This is a genomic window from Janthinobacterium sp. CG_23.3 (genome assembly GCF_046115965.1).
Taxonomy (GTDB): domain Bacteria; phylum Pseudomonadota; class Gammaproteobacteria; order Burkholderiales; family Burkholderiaceae_D; genus Janthinobacterium.
Genome location: NZ_JBJXIB010000044.1, coordinates 1 through 22561 on the forward strand (window position 1 = coordinate 1; position 22561 = coordinate 22561).

General features: G+C 67.9%; 20 protein-coding genes and 1 pseudogene. 13 read left to right on the forward strand and 8 right to left on the reverse strand.

Features of this window, described 5'->3' with window-relative positions; all coding sequences use genetic code 11:
- Positions 1-1153 (reverse strand): cation:proton antiporter (locus tag ACFDR9_RS12365; protein ID WP_409031181.1); only part of this gene is annotated, 1153 nt, incomplete at its 3' end.
- A gap of 193 nt (positions 1154-1346) precedes the next feature.
- Here ACFDR9_RS12365 and ACFDR9_RS12370 point away from each other — a divergent pair.
- Positions 1347-1808 carry a phosphoribosyltransferase family protein gene (locus tag ACFDR9_RS12370; protein WP_409031182.1) on the forward strand — a complete coding sequence of 154 codons (462 nt, stop codon included), beginning with the start codon at positions 1347-1349 and terminating at the stop codon, positions 1806-1808.
- A gap of 260 nt (positions 1809-2068) precedes the next feature.
- Positions 2069-2713 carry a dienelactone hydrolase family protein gene (locus ACFDR9_RS12375; protein WP_409031183.1) on the forward strand — a complete coding sequence of 215 codons (645 nt, stop codon included), beginning with the start codon at positions 2069-2071 and terminating at the stop codon, positions 2711-2713.
- Between the two features lie 118 nt (positions 2714-2831).
- On the opposite strand, the gene ACFDR9_RS12380 is transcribed toward ACFDR9_RS12375, so the two are convergent.
- From ACFDR9_RS12380 to ACFDR9_RS12390, 3 genes are all read right to left on the reverse strand, one after another.
- Positions 2832-4907, reverse strand: a complete 2076-nt coding sequence (locus ACFDR9_RS12380) for a TonB-dependent receptor family protein (protein WP_409031184.1) — start codon at positions 4905-4907, stop codon at positions 2832-2834.
- A gap of 226 nt (positions 4908-5133) precedes the next feature.
- A complete protein-coding gene (fghA, locus tag ACFDR9_RS12385; protein WP_409031185.1) occupies positions 5134-5982 on the reverse strand; it encodes an S-formylglutathione hydrolase in 849 nt (282 codons plus the stop codon).
- Positions 5983-6115: 133 nt separating this feature from the next.
- Complete coding sequence (locus ACFDR9_RS12390) at positions 6116-6973, reverse strand: NAD-dependent protein deacetylase (protein ID WP_026132788.1); 858 nt, start codon at positions 6971-6973, stop codon at positions 6116-6118.
- A 313-nt stretch (positions 6974-7286) separates the two neighbouring features.
- Here ACFDR9_RS12390 and ACFDR9_RS12395 point away from each other — a divergent pair, with 313 nt between their 5' ends.
- The 4 genes from ACFDR9_RS12395 (at position 7287) to ACFDR9_RS12410 (ending at position 12527) form a co-directional block, all read left to right on the forward strand.
- On the forward strand, positions 7287-8312 hold the full coding sequence (locus tag ACFDR9_RS12395) for a choice-of-anchor J domain-containing protein (RefSeq protein ID WP_409031186.1): 1026 nt from the start codon (positions 7287-7289) through the stop codon (positions 8310-8312).
- Positions 8299-9735, forward strand: coding sequence for a PA domain-containing protein (locus tag ACFDR9_RS12400; protein ID WP_409031187.1), 1437 nt, complete (start codon positions 8299-8301; stop codon positions 9733-9735). The genes ACFDR9_RS12395 and ACFDR9_RS12400 overlap by 14 nt, the downstream gene beginning before the upstream one ends.
- A gap of 232 nt (positions 9736-9967) precedes the next feature.
- Complete coding sequence (locus tag ACFDR9_RS12405) at positions 9968-12007, forward strand: methyl-accepting chemotaxis protein (protein ID WP_409031188.1); 2040 nt, start codon at positions 9968-9970, stop codon at positions 12005-12007.
- A 67-nt stretch (positions 12008-12074) separates the two neighbouring features.
- A complete protein-coding gene (locus ACFDR9_RS12410) occupies positions 12075-12527 on the forward strand; it encodes a cache domain-containing protein (RefSeq protein WP_409031189.1) in 453 nt (150 codons plus the stop codon).
- A gap of 65 nt (positions 12528-12592) precedes the next feature.
- Here the strand turns inward: ACFDR9_RS12410 and ACFDR9_RS12415 are convergent, their stop codons facing one another.
- The gene (locus ACFDR9_RS12415) at positions 12593-12997 is read right to left on the reverse strand and encodes a tautomerase family protein (protein ID WP_409031190.1); all 405 of its coding nucleotides are present in this window, start codon (positions 12995-12997) and stop codon (positions 12593-12595) included.
- Between the two features lie 129 nt (positions 12998-13126).
- Between ACFDR9_RS12415 and ACFDR9_RS12420 the strand changes: the two are divergent.
- Positions 13127-14037: pseudogene (locus ACFDR9_RS12420) on the forward strand (LysR substrate-binding domain-containing protein).
- 15 nt (positions 14038-14052) lie between these two features.
- Here ACFDR9_RS12420 and ACFDR9_RS12425 read toward each other — a convergent pair.
- On the reverse strand, positions 14053-15627 hold the full coding sequence (locus tag ACFDR9_RS12425) for an oleate hydratase (RefSeq protein WP_017876294.1): 1575 nt from the start codon (positions 15625-15627) through the stop codon (positions 14053-14055).
- Positions 15628-15895: 268 nt separating this feature from the next.
- The gene (locus ACFDR9_RS12430) at positions 15896-16324 is read right to left on the reverse strand and encodes a thioredoxin family protein (protein WP_017876293.1); all 429 of its coding nucleotides are present in this window, start codon (positions 16322-16324) and stop codon (positions 15896-15898) included.
- 185 nt (positions 16325-16509) lie between these two features.
- Here ACFDR9_RS12430 and ACFDR9_RS12435 point away from each other — a divergent pair, with 185 nt between their 5' ends.
- The 6 genes from ACFDR9_RS12435 to ACFDR9_RS12460 all read left to right on the forward strand — a co-directional run bounded on the left by ACFDR9_RS12435 (position 16510) and on the right by ACFDR9_RS12460 (position 21128).
- Positions 16510-17529 (forward strand): alpha/beta fold hydrolase, encoded by a 1020-nt coding sequence (locus ACFDR9_RS12435; protein ID WP_409031191.1) that lies wholly within the window; start codon positions 16510-16512, stop codon positions 17527-17529.
- A 131-nt stretch (positions 17530-17660) separates the two neighbouring features.
- Positions 17661-18002 carry a hypothetical protein gene (locus tag ACFDR9_RS12440; RefSeq protein WP_017876291.1) on the forward strand — a complete coding sequence of 114 codons (342 nt, stop codon included), beginning with the start codon at positions 17661-17663 and terminating at the stop codon, positions 18000-18002.
- A gap of 115 nt (positions 18003-18117) precedes the next feature.
- Positions 18118-18840 (forward strand): tRNA (adenosine(37)-N6)-threonylcarbamoyltransferase complex dimerization subunit type 1 TsaB, encoded by a 723-nt coding sequence (gene tsaB, locus ACFDR9_RS12445; RefSeq protein WP_026132786.1) that lies wholly within the window; start codon positions 18118-18120, stop codon positions 18838-18840.
- Positions 18837-19307 carry a ribosomal protein S18-alanine N-acetyltransferase gene (gene rimI / locus ACFDR9_RS12450; protein ID WP_409031192.1) on the forward strand — a complete coding sequence of 157 codons (471 nt, stop codon included), beginning with the start codon at positions 18837-18839 and terminating at the stop codon, positions 19305-19307. The genes tsaB and rimI overlap by 4 nt, the downstream gene beginning before the upstream one ends.
- Complete coding sequence (locus ACFDR9_RS12455; RefSeq protein WP_409031193.1) at positions 19304-20173, forward strand: uracil-DNA glycosylase family protein; 870 nt, start codon at positions 19304-19306, stop codon at positions 20171-20173. Before rimI ends, ACFDR9_RS12455 begins: the two co-directional genes overlap by 4 nt.
- Positions 20157-21128 (forward strand): DUF1853 family protein, encoded by a 972-nt coding sequence (locus tag ACFDR9_RS12460; protein ID WP_409031194.1) that lies wholly within the window; start codon positions 20157-20159, stop codon positions 21126-21128. Before ACFDR9_RS12455 ends, ACFDR9_RS12460 begins: the two co-directional genes overlap by 17 nt.
- A gap of 80 nt (positions 21129-21208) precedes the next feature.
- On the opposite strand, the gene lplT is transcribed toward ACFDR9_RS12460, so the two are convergent.
- On the reverse strand, positions 21209-22471 hold the full coding sequence (gene lplT / locus ACFDR9_RS12465) for a lysophospholipid transporter LplT (protein WP_409031195.1): 1263 nt from the start codon (positions 22469-22471) through the stop codon (positions 21209-21211).
- Positions 22472-22561 lie beyond the last annotated feature (90 nt).

The window sequence follows — 22561 nt, forward strand, 5'->3', positions numbered from 1 at the left end:
GCCTCAGCAGCGGCAGCGTAGGAGGTCCTACCAGCGTCATCCCTTCGCGCACGCCGCCCAGCGACACCACCGCCGGGAGGCGCGGGTGGGGCGGGCGGCCCGCGCCGGCGGCGCCGCCGTGGGTGCGGAACAGCGTGAGCTTCATCGACACGCCGACCCAGAAGAAGCGCAGGAAGGTCAGCGCGACGGTCAGCACGACGACGTACAGCGGCAGCTTCCAGGCGCTGCCGACGCCGACGTCGGCGGCCGCCGCCGGCAGGCTGGCGATGGTGGCCGGCAATTGCGCGCCGAGCATGACGAAGATCACGCCGTTGAGCACCAGTTGCACGGTGTCCCAGACGGCGCCGCGCTGCATGCGCGTGGCCGCCAGCGGCCGGCCGATCAAGTCGGCGTAGTGCATCGACACGCCGGCCGCGGCGGCGGCCAGGATGCCGGAGCCGTGGATGGCCTCGGCGCCCAGGTAAGCGGCGAAGGGGATCAGCAGGCTGATGAGGATTTGCAGGCCCGGCTCCTCGCCGACCTTGCTGACCAGCCAGCGGTTGACAAAGCCGACGCCCCAGGCGATCGCCAGGCCGACCAGGACGCCGCCGCCGGCGGCCTGGACGAAGCTGAGCGCCGCCGTCTGCACCGAGAAGGTGCCGGTCAGCGCAGCGCCGACGGCGAAGCTGAAGCAGACCAGGCCGGAGGCGTCGTTGAGCAGCGATTCGCCCTCGAGGATGTGCATCAGGCGCGGCGGCACCGGGTTGCCGCGGGCGATGGCCGAGACCGCCACCGGGTCGGTCGGCGACAGGATCGCGCCGAGCGCGAAGCCGACCGCCAACGGCACCGCCGGTATCAGCCAGTCGATCAGCACGCCCATGCCGAGCACGGTAAACAGCACCAGGCCGATGGCCAGCAACAGGATCGGCCCGGCGTCGCTGAAGAAGGCGCCCTTGGGAATACGCCAGCCGTCCAGGAACAGCAGCGGTGGAATGAACAGCAGGAAAAAGATCTGCGGGTCGAGCGGCAACTGCATGCCGAACAGCGCGGCCAGGCCGGTGCCGGCGGCGATCTGGATCAGCGGCAGCGGCACGCTGACCCAGCGCAGGCGCGCCGTGAAGCCGCACAGCACGACGGTCAGCACCAGGATCAGGATGATTGTGACGGTATGCATGGGTGGCGGGTCGAAGCGGCTGCCTCTTAACTTTAGGGAAACAAATTATACGGCGCGGCGTGCCCGCCGCGCCAGTGCGGCGCGGCGTTTGCGCTGGCGCAGTGGCGGCGCGCCCGCCGGCGCAACCCGCGCGCCGGCGGGCGGTCAAACCCGTGATGGCGACGGCAAGCGACAAGGAGGGGGGGGCGGCGGCATGGCCAGGGCAAGATTGAAGCGCTTCAAGGACCGCGAGCAGGCCGGTGCCTTGCTGGCGAAGCGGCTGGCGCGCTACGCGGGGCGGGCCGACGCCATCGTGCTGGCGCTGCCGCGCGGCGGCGTGCCGGTGGGCGCGGCGGTGGCCGCCGCGCTGGGCGTCGAAGTCGACATCCTGGTGGTGCGCAAGCTCGGCTTGCCCTTGCGCGAGGAACTGGCGATGGGGGCGGTCGCCAGCGGCGGCCTGCGCGTGCTGCAGGACGACGTGCTGCGCGCCTTCCCCGTGCCGGACGCGCTGATCGAGGCGGCCACGCGGCACGCGCTGCGCGAGATCGTCCGGCGCGAGCTGCGCTACCGGCGCGGCCGGCCGGCGCCGGCCTTGGCCGGGCGTATCGTCATCGTCGTCGACGACGGCGTGGCGACGGGCGCGACCATGCGCGCTGCGGTACAATTGGTACGCTAGGCGCATCCGGCACGGCTGGTCGTTGCGGTGCCGGTGTGCGCGCGGGAGGCGCGGGAGCAATTGGGGGCGCTGGTTGATGAATGCATCTGCCTGAGCGTGCCGCAGCCATTCGGGGCCGTCGGTGCATGGTATGGCAACTTCGAGCAAATCAGCGACGCGGAGGTGGAAACCATGCTGCGGGATTGCTGGCGCGACGCGCCGGCCGACTCCGCGGCGCCGGGGCGGCGCAAGCGCGGCCCTGGGAACTGACGGGGGCGGCGATGGAAGAGCAATTGGTCAGTATCGAGGTGGACGGGGTGCGCTTGGCGGGCGTGCTGGGACTGCCGGTCAAGGCGATGGGCGTGGTGTTGTTCGCGCACGGCACCGGCAGCGGCCGCCTGAGTCCGCGCAACAACGAGGTCGCCTGCGCGCTGCAGCAGGCGGGCATGGCGACGCTGCTGCTCGACCTGCTCAATCCGCAAGAGGAAAAGGACTTCTACACCCGCTTCGACGTCACGCTGCTGACGCAACGGCTGGGCAAGGCGGCCGACTGGCTGGCCGGGCACGACGACGCGCGCGGTTTGCAGCTGGGCCTGTTCGGCGCCAGCACCGGCGCGGCGGCGGCGCTGCAACTGGCGGCCTGGCGCGGCGCCGACATCGCCGCCGTGGTGTCGCGCGGCGGCCGTCCCGACCTGGCCGGGCGGCCGGCGCTGGAGGCGGTGAAGGCGCCGACGCTGCTCATCGTCGGCGGCCTCGACAACGACGTCATCAGCCTGAACCGCATGGCCTTCGGCGCGCTGCACTGCGACAAACAACTCGAAGTGATCAACGGCGCCACCCACCTGTTCGAGGAGCCGGGCGCGCTGCGCGAGGTCGCCGCGCTGGCCACAAGCTGGTTCACGCGGCAATTCGCCGGCAAGGCCTAGGCGCGCCGGCGACGCGTGCAAAACCAGCGACAAAGAGCCGGGTCCGACCCCGGGGCGGGGGGCGGCGGTGGTTTGATTGCGCCGAGCGGCCCGCCCGCGCTCGGCAACCGTCCCCCCCTTAAAACTTGCTCAGCAACTGCACGTACACCATGCGCGGCGCGCCCACCATCTGGCCCTTGTTGGTATCGGTGGTGCGGGTGAAATAACGCTTGTCGTTCACATTGTTCACGCCCAGTTGCCATTCCAGCGCCGGCGTGCCGGCGAACTTGCGGCTGATCTGGGTCTGCCACAGCCGGTAGCCGGGAATGACACCGGTCGAGCCGTCGGCGCTGGCGGCAACGGTGTTCAGCTCGTCGCCGAACTGCCGCGACTGGTGCGTCGTCGACAGCTTGACGGTCCAGCCGCCCAGCGCGTAGCGCAGGCCCAGCGTGTCGGTGTTGCGCGAATAGTAGGGCAGGTCGTTGCCGGCGTTGGCGCCGGCCTCGATGGTGGCCTTGGTGTAGGCGTAGGTGGCGTAGGCGTTCAAGCCGGCCAGCGCGCCGGCCCGGCCGAAGGTGTAGTCGACGCTGGTCTCCAGGCCGCGGTGGTGGGTCTTGCCCAGGTTCAGGTAATACTTCTCGGTGGCCTGGTACTGGAACTGGTTGTCAAAGCGCATGTCGAACACGGTTGCCTCGGCCTTCCAGTCCTTGCGGTTCAGGCGCGCGCCCAGTTCGACGGTCTTGGCCAGCTCCGGGCGCAGCGATTTGCCCGACGGGCTCAGGTTCAGGTGCGCATGCTGGATGCTGCCGAACGAGGTGTTGTAATTGCCGAACAGCGTCACCTGCTTGCTGAGCAGATAGGCCACGTTCAGCACCGGCAGGGCCTTGCTGGCGCCGACTTCCTCGCTGGCGCCGGTCAGCAGATCGACCCGGCCCATCTTGATGTCCTCGACGCGCAGGCCCGGCGTGACGCGCCATTTGCCCAGGTGAATCTGGTCGTCGACATAGGCGGCGTGCGCGTCGGTGCTGTTGTCGGAGCGCCGCGTCACGGTCTCGATATTGGTTTTCAGCACGCGCGTGCTGCTGCTTTCGTCGGCGCGCTCGCGCAGGTAGCGGTAGCCCAGCGTGACGTCGTGGCGCATGCCGCCCAGTTGCAGGCTGTGCGTATAGCGCGGCTCGATGCCGTTAACGTCGTAGTTGCGCGGCTGGGTGGCGACGCTCTTGGCGTCGGCGTCGGCCTTGTCGGCCAGCACGCTGGCGCGCAAGCTCTGGTGGTAGAAGGCGCGCACCTCGAACTCCTGCGTGGCCGACAGGGCGTTGACGTAGCCGACGTCGACGCCGTTGCGGCGCCCGCTCCAGGCGTCGTGGCTGCGCACCGACTGGAACGGATCGGCGGCGTATTGCGCCGTCGTCAGGCCGCCGGGGATGGCCGATGCCGCCTCGTAGTGGCTCAACTTGCCGTAGACCTCGGCGCTGGGGCTCAGTTGGTAGCGCCATTTCAGCGCCAGGTCGTCGACCTGCTCGTCGCTGTGCGGGCGCCAGGCGCTGCCCCGGGTGGCCGAATACAGCAGGGCCAGGCCGAGGCCGGCCTCGTTGCGTCCGCCGACGAAGGCGCTGTACTGGCGGCTGCCGCCGCCTTCGGCGTAGCTGTTGTAGCGTACGCTGGCGTCGGCCGCCAGGGCCTGGTCGGGGATGGCGCGGGTCTTGAAATTGATGACGCCGCCGACGTTTTGCGGGCCGTAGCGCACCGCCGCGCCGCCGCGCACGACGTCGACCGACTCGACGTTGTTCAGGCTGACCGGCGCGAACGACAGGTGCGGCTGGCCGTACGGCGCCACGGCCATCGGCAAGCCGTCGAGCAGCACGGTCGAGCGCGGCGAATAGCGCCCCTCCAGGCCGCGCACGCCGATATTCAGGGAAATCGAGCTGCCGCCACTGGACGAGTTATCAGTTACCTGCACGCCCGGCACGCGCCGCATGACGTCGCCGATATTGCTGGCGCCGGAGTCGGAGATCGCTTCGCGCTCGACCAGGGTACGCGCGCCGGCGAAATTCTTGACCTTGTTTTGCAGGCCGGAACCCAGCCAGTTGCCGTTGATCTGGACCGTTTCCATCGCCGCGTCGGGCGTCGGCGCGGCGCCCTGGGCGGACGCGTTCATCGCGGCCAGCATGGCGCAGGCGGTGGCGGTCAAGGTGTGGCGGGGAAGCTGTTTCATGGGTGGCTCTTTCGGTTGCTGTCGATGCGCTCAATGCGAATCAAATGATAATCATTCTCATTTTAACATTGGGCGTATCTCCAGGGCAAGGCGCGGCCGTGCCGTGGCGGTAACAGCAAGAGTGGAGGGCGTGCTGGCGCAAAGCGACGGTGCCGCGAACGTGAATCAAAACCAGCGGCGCACGCGCGGGCTTGATTTCGGTGTTGGCGGCACGCCAGCTCGGCGTTTAGTTGGCGCCGTTCAAGGACTTGGCGTGGAAGCGCAGGTGCTCGTCGACAAAGGTCGAGATGAAGTAGTAGCCGTGGTCGTAGCCGGCGTGGCGGCGCAGTTGCAGCGGCTGGCCGGCGGCGCGGCAGGCCGCTTCGAAGACGTCCGGGTACAACTGCTCGGCCAGGAATTTGTCGCCCAGCCCCTGGTCGATCAAGATGCCGCCGGGGAAGGGCGCGCGCAAGCCCGCCATCAGCGCGCTGGCGTCGTATTGCGCCCAGTTGGCCTGGTCGGCGCCGAGGTAGCCGTTAAAGGCCTTCTTGCCCCACGGGCACAAGGTCGGCGCGGCAATCGGGGCGAACGCCGACACCGAGCGGAACAGCGTCGGATTGCGCAGCGCCAGCGTTAGCGCGCCGTGACCGCCCATCGAGTGGCCGAAAATGCCGACCTTGCCGGGATCGACCGGCAGTTCGCGCAGCACCAGTTCGCGCAATTCGAGGATGTAGCTGTACATCTTGTAGTGCCGGTCCCACGGCGCCTCGGTGGCGTCGACGTAGAAGCCGGCGCCGACGCCGAAGTCCCAGCTGTCGGCCTCGCCGGGCACGGCCGCGCCGCGCGGGCTGGTGTCGGGCGTGATCAAGATCATGCCCTCGCTGGCGGCGGCCCGTTGCGCGCCGCCCTTGGCCATAAAGGTTTCTTCCGTACAGGTCAGACCGGCCAGGTAGAACAGCGCCGGCAAGCTGGCGCCGGCGGGCGCGCCCGGCAGGTAGACCGAAAAGCGCATCGGCAAGCCGACCGCGCTGGAATCGTGGCGGTAAAAACGCTGCACGCCGCCAAAACAGGCGTGTTCACTGAGCAATTCGAGCATGCTTTCTCCTATCGAATCCGACAGTATAGCCAGAGTGGCGCTGCGGTGGCCGGCGCTGAATTGCGCTTAAGACCCGCGCCCGGCTCGACGCGACGCTGAGCGCGGCGCCTTGCCGCCGGCCAGATAGGCCGGCCTAGGCCGGGGCGAGGCGCTGGACCAGCGCGGGCAGCACCTGCTCGGCCGGCGCCTCGGTCTTGAAAGACAGCAAATGGTCGGCGCGCGTCATGCCCAGATTGATGGCGGCGACGGGCCTCCCGGCGGCGGCCGCCATCCTGCACAGGCGAAAGCTCGAAAACACCATCACCGACGAACCGACCACCAGCAGCGCGTCGGCGCGCGCCAGCGCCTGCTCGGCGGCGGCGCTGCACGCCGGCGCCACGCCGTCGCCGAAAAACACCACGTCCGGCTTCAGCGTGCCGCCGCAACGGGCGCACCGCGGCGCCCGGAAATCGGCCAGGCAGGCCGGCTCCAGATGGGCGTCGCCGTCGGGCGCCGGCAGCGCCACCGCGCCGGCCATGGACGGATTGTCGTTCTCCAGCTGCGCCTGCACCAGGCGGCGCGTGAAGCGCGCGCCGCAATCGAGGCAGAGCACGGCGTGGATACTGCCGTGCAGTTCGACGAGGTCGGCGCTGCCGGCGCGCTGGTGCAAACCGTCGACGTTTTGCGTCACCAGGCCTGCCAGGCGGCCGTCCGCCTGCAGCGCGGCGATGGCGCGATGGCCGGCGTTCGGCGCGGCCGCCGCCAGCGTCGGCCAGCCCGCCATGCTACGCGCCCAATAGCGCCGCCGCACCGCCTCGTCGCGGCGGAATTCCGGCCCCTGCACCGGCGCGTTGCCGCGCCGCGCGCCGCTGCGGTCGCGGTAATCGGGAATGCCGGAAGCCGTGCTGAGACCGGCGCCGGTGAGCACCAGCACCTTTGGATAGCGGGCGAACAAGTCGACCAGTTCGCCGGCGCAAGCTGCCGCCATCTGCGGCGTCATGGCGGCACTCATGGGGCGCCTCCTTCGGGCGCTGGCGCGGCCAGCACGCCGGATGTGGCGGCCAGTGCGCGCATGCCCGGTCCCGGGGCAAGGTCTAAAGTCAGGGGCTGCATAGTGAAGCCATACTACCACCGCGCGGCGCCCGGGGTGGCAGCAAGCAAAGCGCCGCCGCCGCGGCCAAAAAATGAATTCTTTGCTGAATCCTAAATTATCTTAAATACAATTATTAATCATATATCAATATTGAAACCCGCCGACGCCATATTCTGGAATGGCAGTGTGCGCTATGCCCGCTGTTTCCCCACAACCATTTCAAGGCGGACCCATGAAAACGTCCCGTATTCTCTATCCACTTGTTGCGCTGGTCTGCGCGATTTGCGCCCACGCCGCCTCGGCGGCGGTCGTGCTGGCGCAAGGTTTCGACGACGTCGACGCGCTCGACGGCTGGCTGCTGGTGAACCGCAGCGAACCTCCCGGCATGTCCTGGTTCCAGGGCAATCCGGGCGTATTCGCCGCCCAGTCCGGCCCTGCCGATTCCTATATCGGCGCCAATTTCGAGAGCGCGCAAGGCGACAGCGGCGGCGTCGACAACTGGCTGATCACGCCGCTGCTGGCGCTGGCGGGGCCGACGCAACTCTTGTTCTACACGCGCGGCGCGGCAACGCCCGGCTTTCACGACATGCTCGAGGTGCGCTTCGGCCAGGGCGACACGGCGGACCCGGCCACCTTCGCGCAAATCCTCGTCAGCGTGGGGGCGGGCGGCTATCCGGACAGCTGGCAGCGCTTCGTCGTCGGCGTCAACGTCGTCGGCGGCGGCCGGTTCGCCTTCCGCTACACCGGCCCGGCCGCCGCCGCCGACTACATCGGCATCGACAGCGTGGTCATCACCAGCGTGCCGGAACCGGGCGCCTACGCCTTGTTCGGCGCCGGTCTGGCGCTGTTGCTGTGGCGCCGCCAGGGCCGCCGCCGCGCCGCCGCGGCCGCCCTGGCGCTGGCCGCCTTGGGTATAGCGCCGGCGGCCGGCGCCGGCGAGCCGCAGAGCATGGTGGTGGTGCGCGACGCCGCCAGCGGCCGCTTGCGCGCGCCCACCGCCGCCGAGTTCAAGGTCTTGCAGGAGAGCGCGCCGTCGGGTGCGGCGACGCGCAGCCGGACGGACGCGCCGGCGCAGATCGAGTTACGCGCCGACGGCACCCGCCGCGTCCACCTGGGCGACCGCGCCACCGTCTATACCACCAGCGGCCGCGACGCCGCCGACGCCAGCCACCAGCAATGCGCGGCCGCGCCCGAGGCCGGCGCCGCGCTGGACCACGCCACCACCCACGCCGAGGAGCACCGCCATGAAGCCGACTAAACGCGCCGTATTGCAACACGCCATCGCGGCGCTGTCGCTGTGTTGCCTGGCACTGGGCGGCGCCCGGGCCGACGTCGTCATTACCATCGTCAACGCCAACCTGGCGGGGGAGGGCTTCAACGACCCGACCCCGGCCGATCCGGTCGGCGGCAACGCCGGCACCACCCTGGGCGCGCAGCGCCTGATCGCCTTCCGCCACGCCCTCGACATCTGGGGCGCCAAGCTCGACAGCGCCGTGCCGATCCGCGTCATGGGCTCGTTCCAGCCGCTGCCGTGCAACGCCTCGAGCGGCGTGATCGGCAGCGCCGGCGCGTGGGACGTCTACGCCGACTTCCCGGCCGCGCCGAAGAGCAACACCTGGTATCCGGCGGCGCTGGCGAACAAGCTGGCCGGCGTCGACCTGTCGGCCGCGGCCGATCCGCACATCGTGGCGTATTTCAATTCGCGCCTGGGGCTGGCGCCGGATTGCCTGCCGGGCCTGCCGTTCTACCTGGGACTGGACAACCAGCACGCCGACGCGATCGATTTCGTCACCGTGTTGCTGCACGAAATGGGGCACGGCCTCGGCTTCCAGACCTTCACCGACGAGCGGAGCGGGCAGTTCCTCGCTGGCCTGCCGTCGGTGTGGGACCACTACCTGCTGGACAACCGGCTCAACCAGGTGTGGGTGAACATGACGGCGCCGCAGCGCGCCGCGTCCTCCGTCAGCGGGCGCGGCCTGTCGTGGAGCGGCCCGCGTGTCACATCGGCGGCGCCCTCGGTGCTCGGGCCGAAATCGCGCCTGACCATTGGCGGCGTGGCGGCCGGCGCGGCGGCCGGGCAGTACGAGGTCGGCGACGCCTCGTTCGGTGCGCCGCTGGGCGCCACCCCCGTCACCGGCCAGGTGATGCCGGTGCTCGACCAGCGCGACGGCCGCGGCCTGGCCTGCGCGCCGCTTAGTCCGGCAAACGGGGCGGCGCTCAGGCAGAGCGTGGCGCTGGTCGACCGCGGCGGTTGCGCCTTCGTCGACAAGGCGAAGAACCTGCAGGAGGCCGGCGCCGTCGCCATGATCGTGGTCAACAACGTGCCGGGCGATGCGGCCGGGCTGGGTGGTGACGACGACGGCGTGACGATTCCCGCCGTGATGGTGAGCCAGGCCGACGGCAACGCCATCCGCGCCGCGCTGCATCGCCGCTCGCGCAGCGCGTCGGGCGTGCTCGCCAGCCTCGACGTCGACCCGTCCAGGTTGGCCGGCACCGATCTACGCAACCGCATCCTGATGTACACCCCGCCGCTGTTCCAGCCGGGGTCGTCGGTGTCGCACTACACCACGGCGGCCAAGCCGAACCAGTTGATGGAGCCGTTTATCAACGACGACCTGACGCACCAGGTCGAGCCGCCGCGCGACCTGACGCTGCCCTTGCTGCAGGATATAGGCTGGTAGCACGCGGGTAGCGGCGTAACCGGACGGCGGCGCTACCCGCCGCCCGCATTTCCCTTCCGCACTCCGGCCGGCCGCCGGGCCTGATCTGTCGCATAAATCTCAACGCGGTGAATTAGCGCTTTCAAGTTTTTCAGCATAGTAATATAGTGAAAGCATGACGTAGCTCAATGCCCGCGAGCAAGAAACGTCGTGTGCCGCCGCCCGCGGCAGGCTTTCAGAAGGAGTATCCAGAATGTCTCACTCTTCCGTGCTCGATCGCCTGCTGCTATGGCAAAAGTTCGTCATCGTCAGCTTGATCGCCTTGGTGCTGACCGCCATCCCCACCTATATGTACACGCGCGAGGCGGCCAAAACGCTGGACGCCGCCTTGATGGAGAGGGACGGCCTGGCGCCGGTTGCCGCCGTCCTGAAAGTGATACAGCAGACGCAACAGCACCGCGGCCTGTCGGCGCTGGTGCTCGGCGGCGTCGACAGCGCCAAGGAACAGCGCGACGCCAAACAGCAGGCGGCCGACCTGTCCTACGGCGAGGTGGCGCACATCGTCAAGAACTTGAACGACAAGGCCATCAACGCCGCCTGGGAGCCCGCCGCCAGGGATTGGGAAACCCTGCGCGACAACGTCAGCAAGCGCAGCATCACGGTGCCGGCCAGCTACGCCGCGCACACCGCGCTGGTGCCGAAGTTATTGATGGTAAACGACCTGATCGCCGATTACTATGCCTTGAGCCTGGACCCCGACCTGGACAGCTACCAATTGATCCAGTCGATGTATTACCAGTTGCCGTATCTGACCGAGGAACTCGGCAAGATGCGCGCGAAGGGCGCCGGCCTGCTGGCAAAGAAGTCCGCGACGCCGGCCGACAAGTTCGTTCTTTCGGGCATTATCGCCCGCGTACAGGACCGCCTGAGCCAGACCCTCGTGTCGTTCAATAAGGCGGCGGCGGCCAATCCGGCGCTGGGCCACCGGCTCGCCCCCGCCATGCAGGACCTGGTCAACCAGGCCCACGGCGCGATGCAGTTGGCGAGAGAAAAAATCGTCACGCCGGACACGCTCGATTTTTCCGGTTCGGACTATGTGAAGGCGACGACCGACGCCATCAACGCGCAGTTCAGCGCCAACGAGATGGCGAGCAAGGAGTTGAAAGGCTTGCTGGAGGCGAAGATCGCCGATCTGCGCAGCAGCCGTTGGATGATGGCGGCGGCCATGCTGGGGCTGATCGGCCTGGCCGGGCTGATCCAGTATCTGGTCTCGGTGTCGGTTAGCGCGCCGCTGTCGAAGGCGATCGCGGTCGCGCAACTGGTGGCGAAAGGCGACCTGACGTCGCGCTTCGATGTGGTCGGCAGCAACGAGACCGGCCAGTTGCTGCGGGCCTTGAAGGACATGAACGAGAGTTTGCAGAAGCTGGTCGGCGACGTGCGCAAGAATATCGACAACATCGGCGGCGCCTCCCAGGACATCGCCTCCGGCAACGCCGACTTGTCGGCGCGCACCGAGTCGCAGGCCTCCAGCCTGGAGGAAACCGCCTCGTCGATGGAGCAGCTGACCTCGACCGTCAAGCAGAACGCCGACAGCGCCAAGCAGGTCAACTTGCAGGTCATGACCGCTTCGGGCGTGGCCGTCAAGGGCGGCGAAGTGGTGGCGCAGGTGGTGCAGACGATGGCCGACATCAACGGCAGCTCGCGCAAAATCGTCGACATCATCGGCGTCATCGACGCCATCGCCTTCCAGACCAATATCCTGGCCCTGAACGCCGCTGTCGAGGCGGCGCGGGCCGGCGAGCAGGGCCGCGGCTTTGCCGTGGTCGCCTCCGAGGTGCGCAACCTGGCGCAGCGCTCGGCCGTCGCCGCCAAGGAAATCAAGCAATTGATCAACGACAGCGTCGAAAAGGTCGACCTCGGCAACAAGCTTGCCGACCAGGCCGGCAAATCGATGGGCGAGATCGTCGCCAGCATCAGCGGCGTGACCACCATCATGGCCGATATCCTCAGCGCGTCGCAGGAGCAGTCGCTGGGCATTGAGCAGGTCAACGAGGCGGTGATCCAGATGGACCATATGACGCAGCAGAATTCGGCCCTGGTCGAGCAGGCGGCGGCGGCGTCCGAGAGCCTCAACGAGCAGGCGCAGTTGCTGGTGCAGGCGATGAGCATCTTCCGGCTGGGCGAACCCGCGCCGGCGGCCGCCCGGCCGGCGCGCACGCCGCGGCCGCCGCCGGCGCCTGCGCGCGCGGCGCTCGGCCACGCGGCCGCGAAGAAACGCCCGCTGCCCACCTGATCCCGCCGGTTTTGCCGTGTGCTGTTGACCTCTCAACGCCGCTTGTACCATCCAAGGAGACGATGCAATGAATAAATTGATCGCAGGGCTGCTGGCCGCTAGCGTGCTGGCCTTTTCCCCCGCCTTTGCCACCGACGACGCCGCCGCCGCCATCGCGATGGTCGAGAAGGGCGCCGGCTATATGAAAAAAAGCGGCAAGGACGCGCTGATCAAGGCGGTGAACGCGAAAAGCCCCGAGTTCGTCAGCGAACGCTTGTACCTGACAGTGCGCGCGCTGGACGGCACGCAACTGGCCCACCCGGTCAATCCCAAGCTGGTGGGCAAAAACCTGGTGGTGCTGCCCGACGCCGACGGCAAGCTGTTCCGCAAAGAAATCATCGACCAGGCCCAGGCCAAGGGCAGCGGCTGGGTGGATTACCGCTACAACAATCCGACCTCCGGCGAAGTGGAAAAGAAATCCACGTACTTCCTCAAAAGCGGCGACGTGATCCTGGAAGCGGGCATCTACAAGGGCAAATAGCGGCGGGAATGGTCGCGCCGCACGCCGGCGCTACACGCCAACAGGAGCGGCGCCGGGTCCCGGCGTTAGTCCGTTCCCGCCTGCTGCACCAGGCCCATCGCAAAACGGCCTTCGCCGACCGACCAGTCCGAGTAATCGTTCTCGTGCATGAAAATCAGCACGTCCTTGGGCGAGACCTTGGCGCCGCTCTTCAGGTTGCGGGCGATGGCGGCGTACAACTCGCGCTTCATGGCGTCGCTGCGGCCGCGGCGCAGCGTGATCTCGACCACCACCACGCGCTCCGAGCGGGCGATGCCGTTGAAGGTGCGGCTGCACCAGAACTGGTGCGACTGGTACTCGGACAGCATATTGAACAGCTCGTCCTCCGGCATGCCGATGCTCTCGACCAGGGCCCGGTGGATGCCGTCGACGATGGCTTGGCGCTGTTCCTGGCTGGTGTCTTGGTGAACGTTGGTACGAATGAACGGCATGGGCGTTTTCCTCACAATTAAATGAAATCCGGTAACATGGCCGCGGCCACGCCGGAGATGTATTGTGGCAAACCGGAAAGCCCGCCGAAAAGCGATATTTACTCACCACATAAGTGCCGAAAACTCACAATGAAACGCCGCCTGCCACCGTTGAACTCCCTGCGCGCCTTCGAGGCCGCGGCCCGGCTGGGGCGCATGACGGCCGCCGCCGAGGAACTTGCCGTCACGCCCGGCGCCATCAGCCGCCAGGTGCGCCAGCTTGAGCAGGTGCTGGGCGTGAGCCTGTTCGAAGGCTCGAAGAACCAGCCGCTGCTGACGGCCGCCGCCAAGACCCTCCTGCCCGAACTGACGGCGGCGCTGGACCGGATCGAGGCGGCGGTGCGCGCCGTCAGCGACGACGCGGCCGGCACGCTGGACGTGTCGTGTTTCAGCACCTTCACCGTGAAATGGTTGATACCGCGCCTGTACCGTTTCAACGCGCTGCACCCCGACATCGAGATCCGCCTGAGCGCGGCCGAGCGGGCCGGCGACGTCGACCGCGAGCGATACGACCTCGTCATCACCGCCGCCGACGCCGCCAACGGCGACGGTGACGGCGTGCTGGCGCTGTTCGACGAACGCCTCGGCCCGGTGCTGGCGCCGTCGCTGGCGGCCCGGATCGCCTTGCTGGCGCCGGCCGACATCCTCGGCCAGCCGCTGCTGCACACCCGCACGCGCCTGAACGCCTGGCAAATGTGGGGTGAATCGCTGGGCTGCGCGGTGCCCGTCCAGGCCGGCCCGGAATTCGAACACTATTACTTCACGTTGGAGGCGGCCATCGGCGGCCTGGGGATCTGCGTGGCGCCGTGGCACCTCTGGTGATAGACGACATCCGCGCCGGCCGCCTGGTGGCGCCGCTCGGCTTTCAAGCCAGCGGCTACCGTTACGTGGCGAAACGCCGGGCGCAGCCGAACCGCCGGCTGGACCGGTTTTGCGCCTGGCTCGGGGCGCAGGCGCGGGAAACGCCGGCGCCCGGCGACTGCTTGACGCGGTCGCCGTAGCGGGCGCGCCGCGGTTTACTTGAACGCCTTGATGACGGCGTCGAATTTCACCTTCAGCGAGTGGTCGTGCGGGTGGATCGGCGGTACTTCGCGATCGATCTTCAGCAATTCGTACACCGCCATTTGCGCGGCGCGCACCGAGTACTCGACCGTGAAGACGACGTCGTCGGCGATTTCGACGAACTGGCTGACGAAGGCCAGGTTGGTCGAATTGGCCGGCACCGGCAAGGGGCGGTCGCTTTTGGCGCGCGGCATGAACATGCTGGTAATGTAGGGCATGCGGCAAGGGATGCAGTTGGCCTTCGTCATGGTGGTGTCGAAGTCGAAGTTCAGATGGCCGCACAGCTCGCGCAGGATCTCCTCGCCGTTGCACTCGGACATGGGCTTGGCAACGAAGTCGCCGACGCGGTCGGGGTGCAGCGCGTAACCCCAGAACACTTGCACGCCGTCCGGCTGGCCGGCGAAGTGCGGCTGGTGCGCCAACACCACCGACATGAACCAGTTCGAGTCCTTGAACGTCACCAGGCCGCCGGTGCCGGCGCGGTTGCCGGTGAATTTCTCCATCTGGTCGAAGAAGGACGTGTCCTTCAGCGTGACGGTAAACGAGGCCCAGTACGATTCCGGGATGCTGGAGTTGAACGCGGCCGGGTTGCCGAATTCGGGGCGGCCCGCCGCCAGTTTCTCCCACAGGGTCCAGCCGCCGCTGTCGTGCTTGGTGTGGCGCGCCGGCGCGTCGCGCATGCTGCCGTAGGTCGAGGCGTCGGTCATGGAACCGTTCTGGAAGAACACCAGGTCGCCGTCGGCCACGCCGACCACGTCGGTGCCGCCGTGGCGCCGGCAGTGGATGCCGGTGACGCTGACCTTGCCGTCCTCGGTTTTCAGGTCGAAGTCGGTGACGGTGCAGTCCATCACGACCTTGACGCCCTGCGCCTGCAGCCAGCTGATCAGTGGCCGCACCAGCGAGTCGTATTGGTTGTAGACGGTGCGCTTGACGCCGGCCAGGGTTTCGATGCGCGAGAATTCCATCATGAAGCGATGCAGGTAGCGCTTGAATTCAACCGCGCTGTGCCATGGCTGGAAGGCGAACGTGGTGGCCCACATGTACCAGAATTCGGTGGTGAAAAAGGCCGGCGAAAGCCAGTCTGTAATGCAACTGGCGCCCAGCGTGGCCTCGTCGGCGTCGCTCAGCTTGAGTAGCTCAAGCCGGTCCTGCATGCTGAAACCCATGCTGCTGACGTCAACCTTGAAGCGGTTCCTGTCGACCAGCCGGGCCATCGAATGGGGGATGTGTTCCTCGTTGAAGGCGATGGTTTCGTCGAACACGGTGCGGCCGGGATGGCTCAGCGACGGGATCGACTTGAACAGGTCCCAGGTGCACTCGTAGTTGTCGGTGGTGAGCATGCGGCCGCCGCGCAGCGTGTAGCCGTCGTCGGCGTTGCCGTTGCCGTCCAGGCTGCCGCCGGCGGAGGGCGCCGCCTCGAAAATGGTGATGTTGGCGCCGGCGACGCCGCCGTCGCGGATCATGAAGGCCGCCGCAGACAGCGAGCCGATGCCGCCGCCGACCAGATAAGCTTGAATAGGATGCTTCATATTTTTCCAATTCCTTGAAAACGCAATGTCGATGTCGTGCTTATGCGTTACTGAATACTTGCAATTCAGAATGAATTAAAGCTCAGGTTGTATTTCATTCTAGCAAGCGGGGATCGGTGAAAATTGAAGGGATATTCTAATGAACGGGCAAAATCGGCTAATTGCCCCTGTTATGTCGGTAAATTTTGATATGGATCAAAATCGGCCCCGGCGAATTGGATGTCGGCAGGCGAGGCCGGGTGCCGACAACCGCGCCGACATCCGGCCCTCAGGCTTGGGCGGCCCGTAGCAGCGCGCGTAGATTGCATTCGCGCTGCCACTGCCGGCGCTCGGCGCTGGCGCCGGACAACGCGGCCAGCTCGTCGGCGCTGTGCGCAGCCTGCGCCTGTACCAGGCGGTGCGCCAGGCCCGGGTCGGGCAGGACGGTGCCGAAAAACGCCACCTGCTCCTCGCATTGGATCAGCAAGGTCGGGAAGTTTTCGATGTCGAGCTCGCCGACCACCTCGGCCTGGTCTTCGATGTCTATCCACAGGAAAAACTTGTCGGGGTGGCGCGCCGCCAGCTCCTCGAACACCTTGCGGTAGCCGGCGCAGGTGCCGCACCAGGCGGCGCACAGGCAGGCGACAATCCAGCGCTCGCCGGCCAGCGTTGCCAGCACGTCGTCGCGGTTTTCATTATTCAGGGTCAGACTGTGCATGGTATCTATGCCAAATGGCGCCACTGGCGCCGGATGCGCGTATTTTACCTTGCCGCGGTACGTGCGGCCGCGGCGGCGGCGGCCGCGCCGCTATTGTCGGCGCCGGATCAAGTCGCCGTTGCGTCCGGCGGAACTTGCGCCGCCGTCTGGCTGTCCGATGGAAGTGGCGATGAAAAGGAGACGAGATGGACAAATTCATACTGGGTGGCGGGGCGCCGTCGGGCGCCGGCTGGATCGCGCTGGCGGTGATGGGGCTGGCCTATATGGTGGTGCGCGGAAAGACTCGCCAGGTTGAACGGCGCCATCCGGCCGGCGGGAAATTCCTGCTCGTCGACGGCGTCCGCCTGCACTACGTCGAGCAGGGGCAGGGGCCGACCTTGCTGCTGTTACACGGCAACGCGACGATGGCCGAGGATTTCAGCTTGTGCGGCCTGGTCGGACAACTGGCGCGGAATTTCCGCGTGGTGGCGATCGACCGGCCCGGCTACGGCTACAGCGAACGCCCGCGCGGCCGGCTGTGGACCCCGCAGGCGCAGGCGCGGCTGCTGCGCGGCGCCCTGTTGCAACTGGGCGCGGAACCGGCCATTGTGCTAGGGCACTCCTGGGGTACGATGGTGGCGCTGGCGATGGCGCTGGAATTTCCCGCCAGCGTACGCGGCCTGGTGCTGCTGTCGGGCTACTACTACCCCAGCTTGCGGCTCGACGTGCCGTACGCCGCCATCCCGGCGATTCCGCTGCTGGGCGACCTGATGCGCTTTACGCTGTCGCCGTTGCTGGGCCGGCTGCTGTGGCCGGTTTCGATGCGCTTCGCGTTCAGCCCGCGCAAAATCGCCGGCAGCTTCCGCCTGCCGCCCTGGATGTCCTTGCGCCCGCTGTCGATGCGCGCCAGCGCCGAGGAGGCGGCGTTGATGATCCCGGCCGCCGCGGCCTTGCGCAAACGCTATGGCGAGCTGCGCATGCCGGTGACGATCATGGCCGGGGCCAACGACCGCGTCGTCAGCGCGCAAGGCCAGTCGGCGCGCCTGCACGCGCAGCTGCCGCACAGCGAACTGCTACTGTTCCCGGCCGTCGGCCACATGATGCAGCATCTGGTGCAGGACGACATCGCGGCGCAGGTCGGGCAACTGGCCGGCGCGGCCGAGCCCGCGCCGCGCCCGCCGGCGGCCGGCCGCGCGCACGACCGCGCCGGCGCGCCGCTGCACTAAGCGCAACACCGACGCCGCAACGCCGGGGGGGGGGGGACTCCTACAGCGCCACGGCTTGCCGTCCTATGCCGAATCGGCTCCCGCTTGACTAGCATGCGGTGTCAACCGCACACTCAATCTGGAGGCATCCAATGACCGCACCGCAACCCACCACGCAGCAAGGCCGCAACAGCGCGATGGACAAAACCGACGCCGAACGCGAGCGCGGCGATCCCTACGCCAACCAGGGCGGGGGCAAGCTCGGCAGCGGCAACGTCAACAGCGGCCACCCGGCCAACGACGTCATCACCCGCGCCGACTCGGCCAAGACGCGCGCCGACACCGCCCGCAGCACCGAGGTCGTCGGCGCCAACGTCAAAGGCTCCGGCATGCCGACGCGCAGCGGCGCCGGCAAGCTGGCCGACGACCGCCCCGGCCGCAACGATCCGAAAAGCGAGCACGCCTCGTCGTCGCGCAACACGCACGAGGAGTAGGCGCGGTCAGGCCAGCCGGGGCCGCCGTCGCGACCGTCGTGGCGGCGGCCGGGATCGCGTCCCGCCACCGTTGGCGGAAAGCCCCGGCAGGGGATGCGGCGGGTTAAAATACCGCATGTCTACCATTCTTGCCATTGAAACCTCGTCCGAACTCGCCTCTTGCGCATTGCTGCGCGGCGACGTCGTCAGCAGCCGCGATTCCTCCGGCGTGCGTACCCATTCCCAATCGATCCTGCCCATGGTGCAAAGCCTGCTCGAAGAAGCCGGCATCGCGCTGCGCGACTGCGACGCGATCGCCTACGGCTCCGGCCCCGGTTCCTTCACCGGCGTGCGCACCGCCTGCGGCATCGCCCAGGGCCTGGCGTTCGGTGCCGGCTTGCCGGTGGTGCCGGTGGTCACGCTCGACGCCATGGCGCTGGCTTGCCACCAGCAACACCAGGCCGACGCCATCCTGACCGTGCTCGACGCCCGCATGGGCGAGGTCTACTGGGCCGAGTACGCCTACGCCGGCGCCGACGGCTTGCGGGCGGTGGTCGCGCCGACCCTGTCGGCGCCGGCCGAGGTGCAGCCGCAAGGCGAAGCCGTCAGCGCCTGTGGCAACGGCTTGGCCGCGTACGCGCCGGCGTTCCAGGGCCGCGCCTTCGCCGCCGCCGCGCACCGCGACATCATGCCGCACGCGGTGCAGATCGGCCAGTTGGCGCGCGTCGCCTTCGCCGCCGGCGCCTTCGTCGCGCCCGCCGAGGCGCAGCCGCTGTACCTGCGCAATAAAATCGCCTTCACCAGCGCCGAGCGGCTCGACATCAAAAACGCGAAGGCCGCCGCGGAGGCCGCCTTATGACGCCGCAGTGGGACCTGGCCCGGCTCAACTACGAGCCGATGAGCGAGCGCGACATCGACGAGGTGCTGGGGTTGGAGGAATGCGTCTACCCGCACCCCTGGAGCCGTGGCAACTTCGTCGACTCGCTCGCCAGCGGCTACCAGGCCTGGGTGCTGCGCGACCAGCACGGCTACCTGCTGGGCTACTTCCTGCTGATGGCCATCGTCGACGAGGCGCACCTGCTCAACGTCGCCGTCAGCGCCGAGATTCAGGGCCAGGGACTCGGCCGTTTCCTGCTGAACCAGGCGGTCGCCTGCGCGCGCGGCCTGGGCATGGAATCGGTGCTGCTGGAAGTGCGGCCATCCAACACCCGCGCACTGGAGATTTACCGGCGCTACGGCTTTTCCCAAATCGGACGGCGCAAGGCTTACTACCCTGGCGCCAACCAGCAACGCGAGGACGCCATTGTGATGCGGCTCGACATATGAACCAGAGCACGGGCCGCAGCGCGGTTTTCCTCGAAGAGATGGGCGTGGGCGCCTTGTGGCGCCTGCGCCAGCCGGTGGCGGGCTTGCCCGACGCCGAGTTGGCGGCGCCAGCCGGGTCCGAGTCCGACGCCGCGGACGTGGCGGCACCGGCCGTCGCCGCCGTGGCGGCGGCAGCCGCGGTTCCGGCGGCAACGCCGGCGCCGGCCCGGCCCGTCGCCGCCGCGCCGCCGGACGGCTCGACCGCGTGGTTCGACGACGCGCCGGCACCGCCGCCGCCGGTTCCGGTGTCGGACCAGGCTATCGCCGCGATGGACTGGAACGAATTGAAGACGGCCATCGCCAAATGCACGCGCTGCCAGCTAGGCAGCAGCCGCAAGGGCGTGGTGTTCGGCCGCGGCGACCGCAACGCCGACTGGCTGGTCGTCGGCAGCGGCCCGAACCGCGCCGACGAGCGCGACGCGCAAGCGCTCAGCGGCGCCGCCGGCAAACTGCTCGACAACATGCTGCTGGCGATCGGCTTGCAGGCCGACAACAACGTCTACGTCACCAACCTGGTCAAATGCCGTCCGGGCGCCGCCGACGGCGCCGAGCGCGCGCCGACGGCCGAGGAAAACGCCGCCTGCCGGCCCTTCCTCGAGCGCGAACTGGCGTTGACCGGCGGGCGCATCATCCTGACCATCGGCCAGGCCGCGGCCGGCGGCCTGATACGCAGCCCGGCCGCCGCGCGCGGTACCGTGCGCCGGCTCGGCGGTATCCCGGTCGTCGCCACCTACCACCCCGAGGACATGCTGCGCCAGAGCGACACCAAAGCCAAGGCATGGGGCGACCTGTGCCTGGCCAAGCGCACGCATGCCGCCGCCGACTGAGGCGGCGGGCGACGCCTTCCAGGCGCGCTTCGAGCGCCGCTGGGGCCATCTGACGCGGCCGCACGTGCGCGCGCTGGCCTGGCTGCTGGACGCGCCCGACCTGCTCGACCCGGCCAGCGCCCACTGGGGCGGGCGCATCGCCACCCTGGGCGCCACCAGCGCCGCCGACGCCGCCTGGCTGGCGGCGCTGGAGCGCGACCCGGCGACGCTCGACGCCGCGCTCGGCGCCCGCTACTACTCCCGCCTCGGCCTGTACGCCGAAAAACTGCTGGCCTTTTACTTCGCGCAGCGCGGCGTGCTGGTGGCCCACGGCCTGCAAGTGCGCGCCAATAAAAACGACACGGTGGGCGAGTTCGACTTCCTGCTGCGCCTGGACGGCGCGTTGGCGCACTGGGAGTTCGCCACCAAGTTCTACCTGCTCGACGGCGAACCGGATGGCGGCCGCTTCCACCGCCTGATCGGCCCCAACCTGGCCGACAGCCTGGGCCTCAAAATGCGCAAGATCATCGACAAGCAGCTTTCGCTGGCGCAGCATCCGGCGGCCCAAAGCCTGCTGCCGGGGGCGCCCGACAGCGCCCAGGCGCTGGTCAAGGGTTGGTTGTTCTATGCGGGCGGGACGGTGCGGCCGATGGCCGGCATCTCGCCGGCGCACAACCATGGTTTTTGGAGCACGCTGTCGGGTATCGACGGGCTGGCCGGCGAGCGCTTTGTCGTGATGCCGCGGCTGCAATGGCTGGCGCCGTTGAAAGTGGCGGCCGGCGTCGCCGTGCTGGGCCGGGACGCGCTGCGGCAACTGCTGGCGGCGCAATTCGCCGCCACGCCGGGCGCCGTCATGGTGGCGGCGGTGCGAGAGGAAAACGGCTGGGAGGTGGAGTGGCGGCGTGGCTTCATCGTGGCCGACGACTGGGCCCGCCAAGCCGCCGAACGGCGCGACACCGGCAAGCTGCCGCGGTAACAGCCAGCGCGCCGCTTAAACGAGATACACCAAAGGCGACCAGCCGGGGTCGGACCCTTGCTGTAAACGAGGCCGCCAACTTAATGCTTATGCTCGCCGATCAAGGCCAGCGAGTCGTGCTCGCGCTGGCTGGCGGCGTGCTTGCGCATGATCATGTACATGGTGCCGGCGACGAACAGGCCAAACGCGACGATGATAATGTCGAGGTCCAGATGCAGGCGGATCATCACCGAATACACGGCCAGCATCGTCAAGATCGACAGGTTCTCGTTGAAATTTTGCACCGCGATGGAATGGCCGGCGCTCATCAGCACATGGCCGCGGTGCTGCAGCAGCGCGTTCATCGGCACCACGAAAAAGCCCGACAGCGCGCCGATCAGGATCAGCAGCGGGTAGGCCAGGTACACCGAATGCACCTGGGTCATCAGCATGACGATGACGCCCATCGCGATACCCAGCGGTATCACGGTCAACGACTTGCGCAAGGGAATGAAGCGCGCCGACAGCGCGGCGCCCAGCGCGACGCCGATGGCGACCACGCCGACCAGGCTGGTGGCCTTGTCGAAGGGCATGTGCAGCGATTTCTTGGCCCATTCCAGCACGATCAACTGCAAGGTGGCGCCGGCGCCCCAGAACAGCGTCGTCACCGCCAGCGTGATCTGGCCCAGCTTGTCTTTCCACAGGATCGAGTAGCAATTGGCGAAGTCGGTGATCAGCTTGATCGGATTGCGTTCCTGGTGCGGGTACACGCAGCCGGTGTCGGGGATTTTCAAATTGAAGATGGCCGCCAGCACATAGGTGCCGCCGACGATGCACAAAGCCGCCTCGGTCGGCGTGTCGATGCCGGTGTCCAGGCCGGGGAAGTCGAAGCCTAGCAGGGTCGGCGCGACGCGGCTGCTGACCAGCGCGCCGCCCATGACGGTGCCAAGGATGATCGAGGTGACGGTCAGGCCCTCGATCCAGCCGTTGGCGGCGACCAGCTTTTCCGGCGGCAGCAGTTCGGTCAGGATGCCGTACTTGGCCGGCGAATAGATCGCCGCGCCGAAGCCGACCACGGCGTAGGCCAGCAGCGGGTGGATCTGGGCGAAGATCAGGGCGCAGCCGAAAATTTTCACCAGGTTGGCGATGAACATCACGCGGCCCTTGGGCAGCGCGTCGGCGAAGGCGCCGACGAAGGCGGCCAGCAAGACGTAGAACAGCACGAAGGAGAGTTTGAGCAGCGGCGTGATCCACGCGGGCGACTGCGTCGAAATCAGCAAGTCAATGGCGACGAAGAGCAGCGCGTTATCAGCCAGCGAGGAAAAAAACTGCGCCGCCATGATAGTGTAGAAACCACGATTCATTCTTAAGTGCCTGAAATCATATATATGGCTTGCTTTATACCATGAATATCGGGTATTCCCCAAACTTGCACGCGGTGTGGCGGGGCCGGG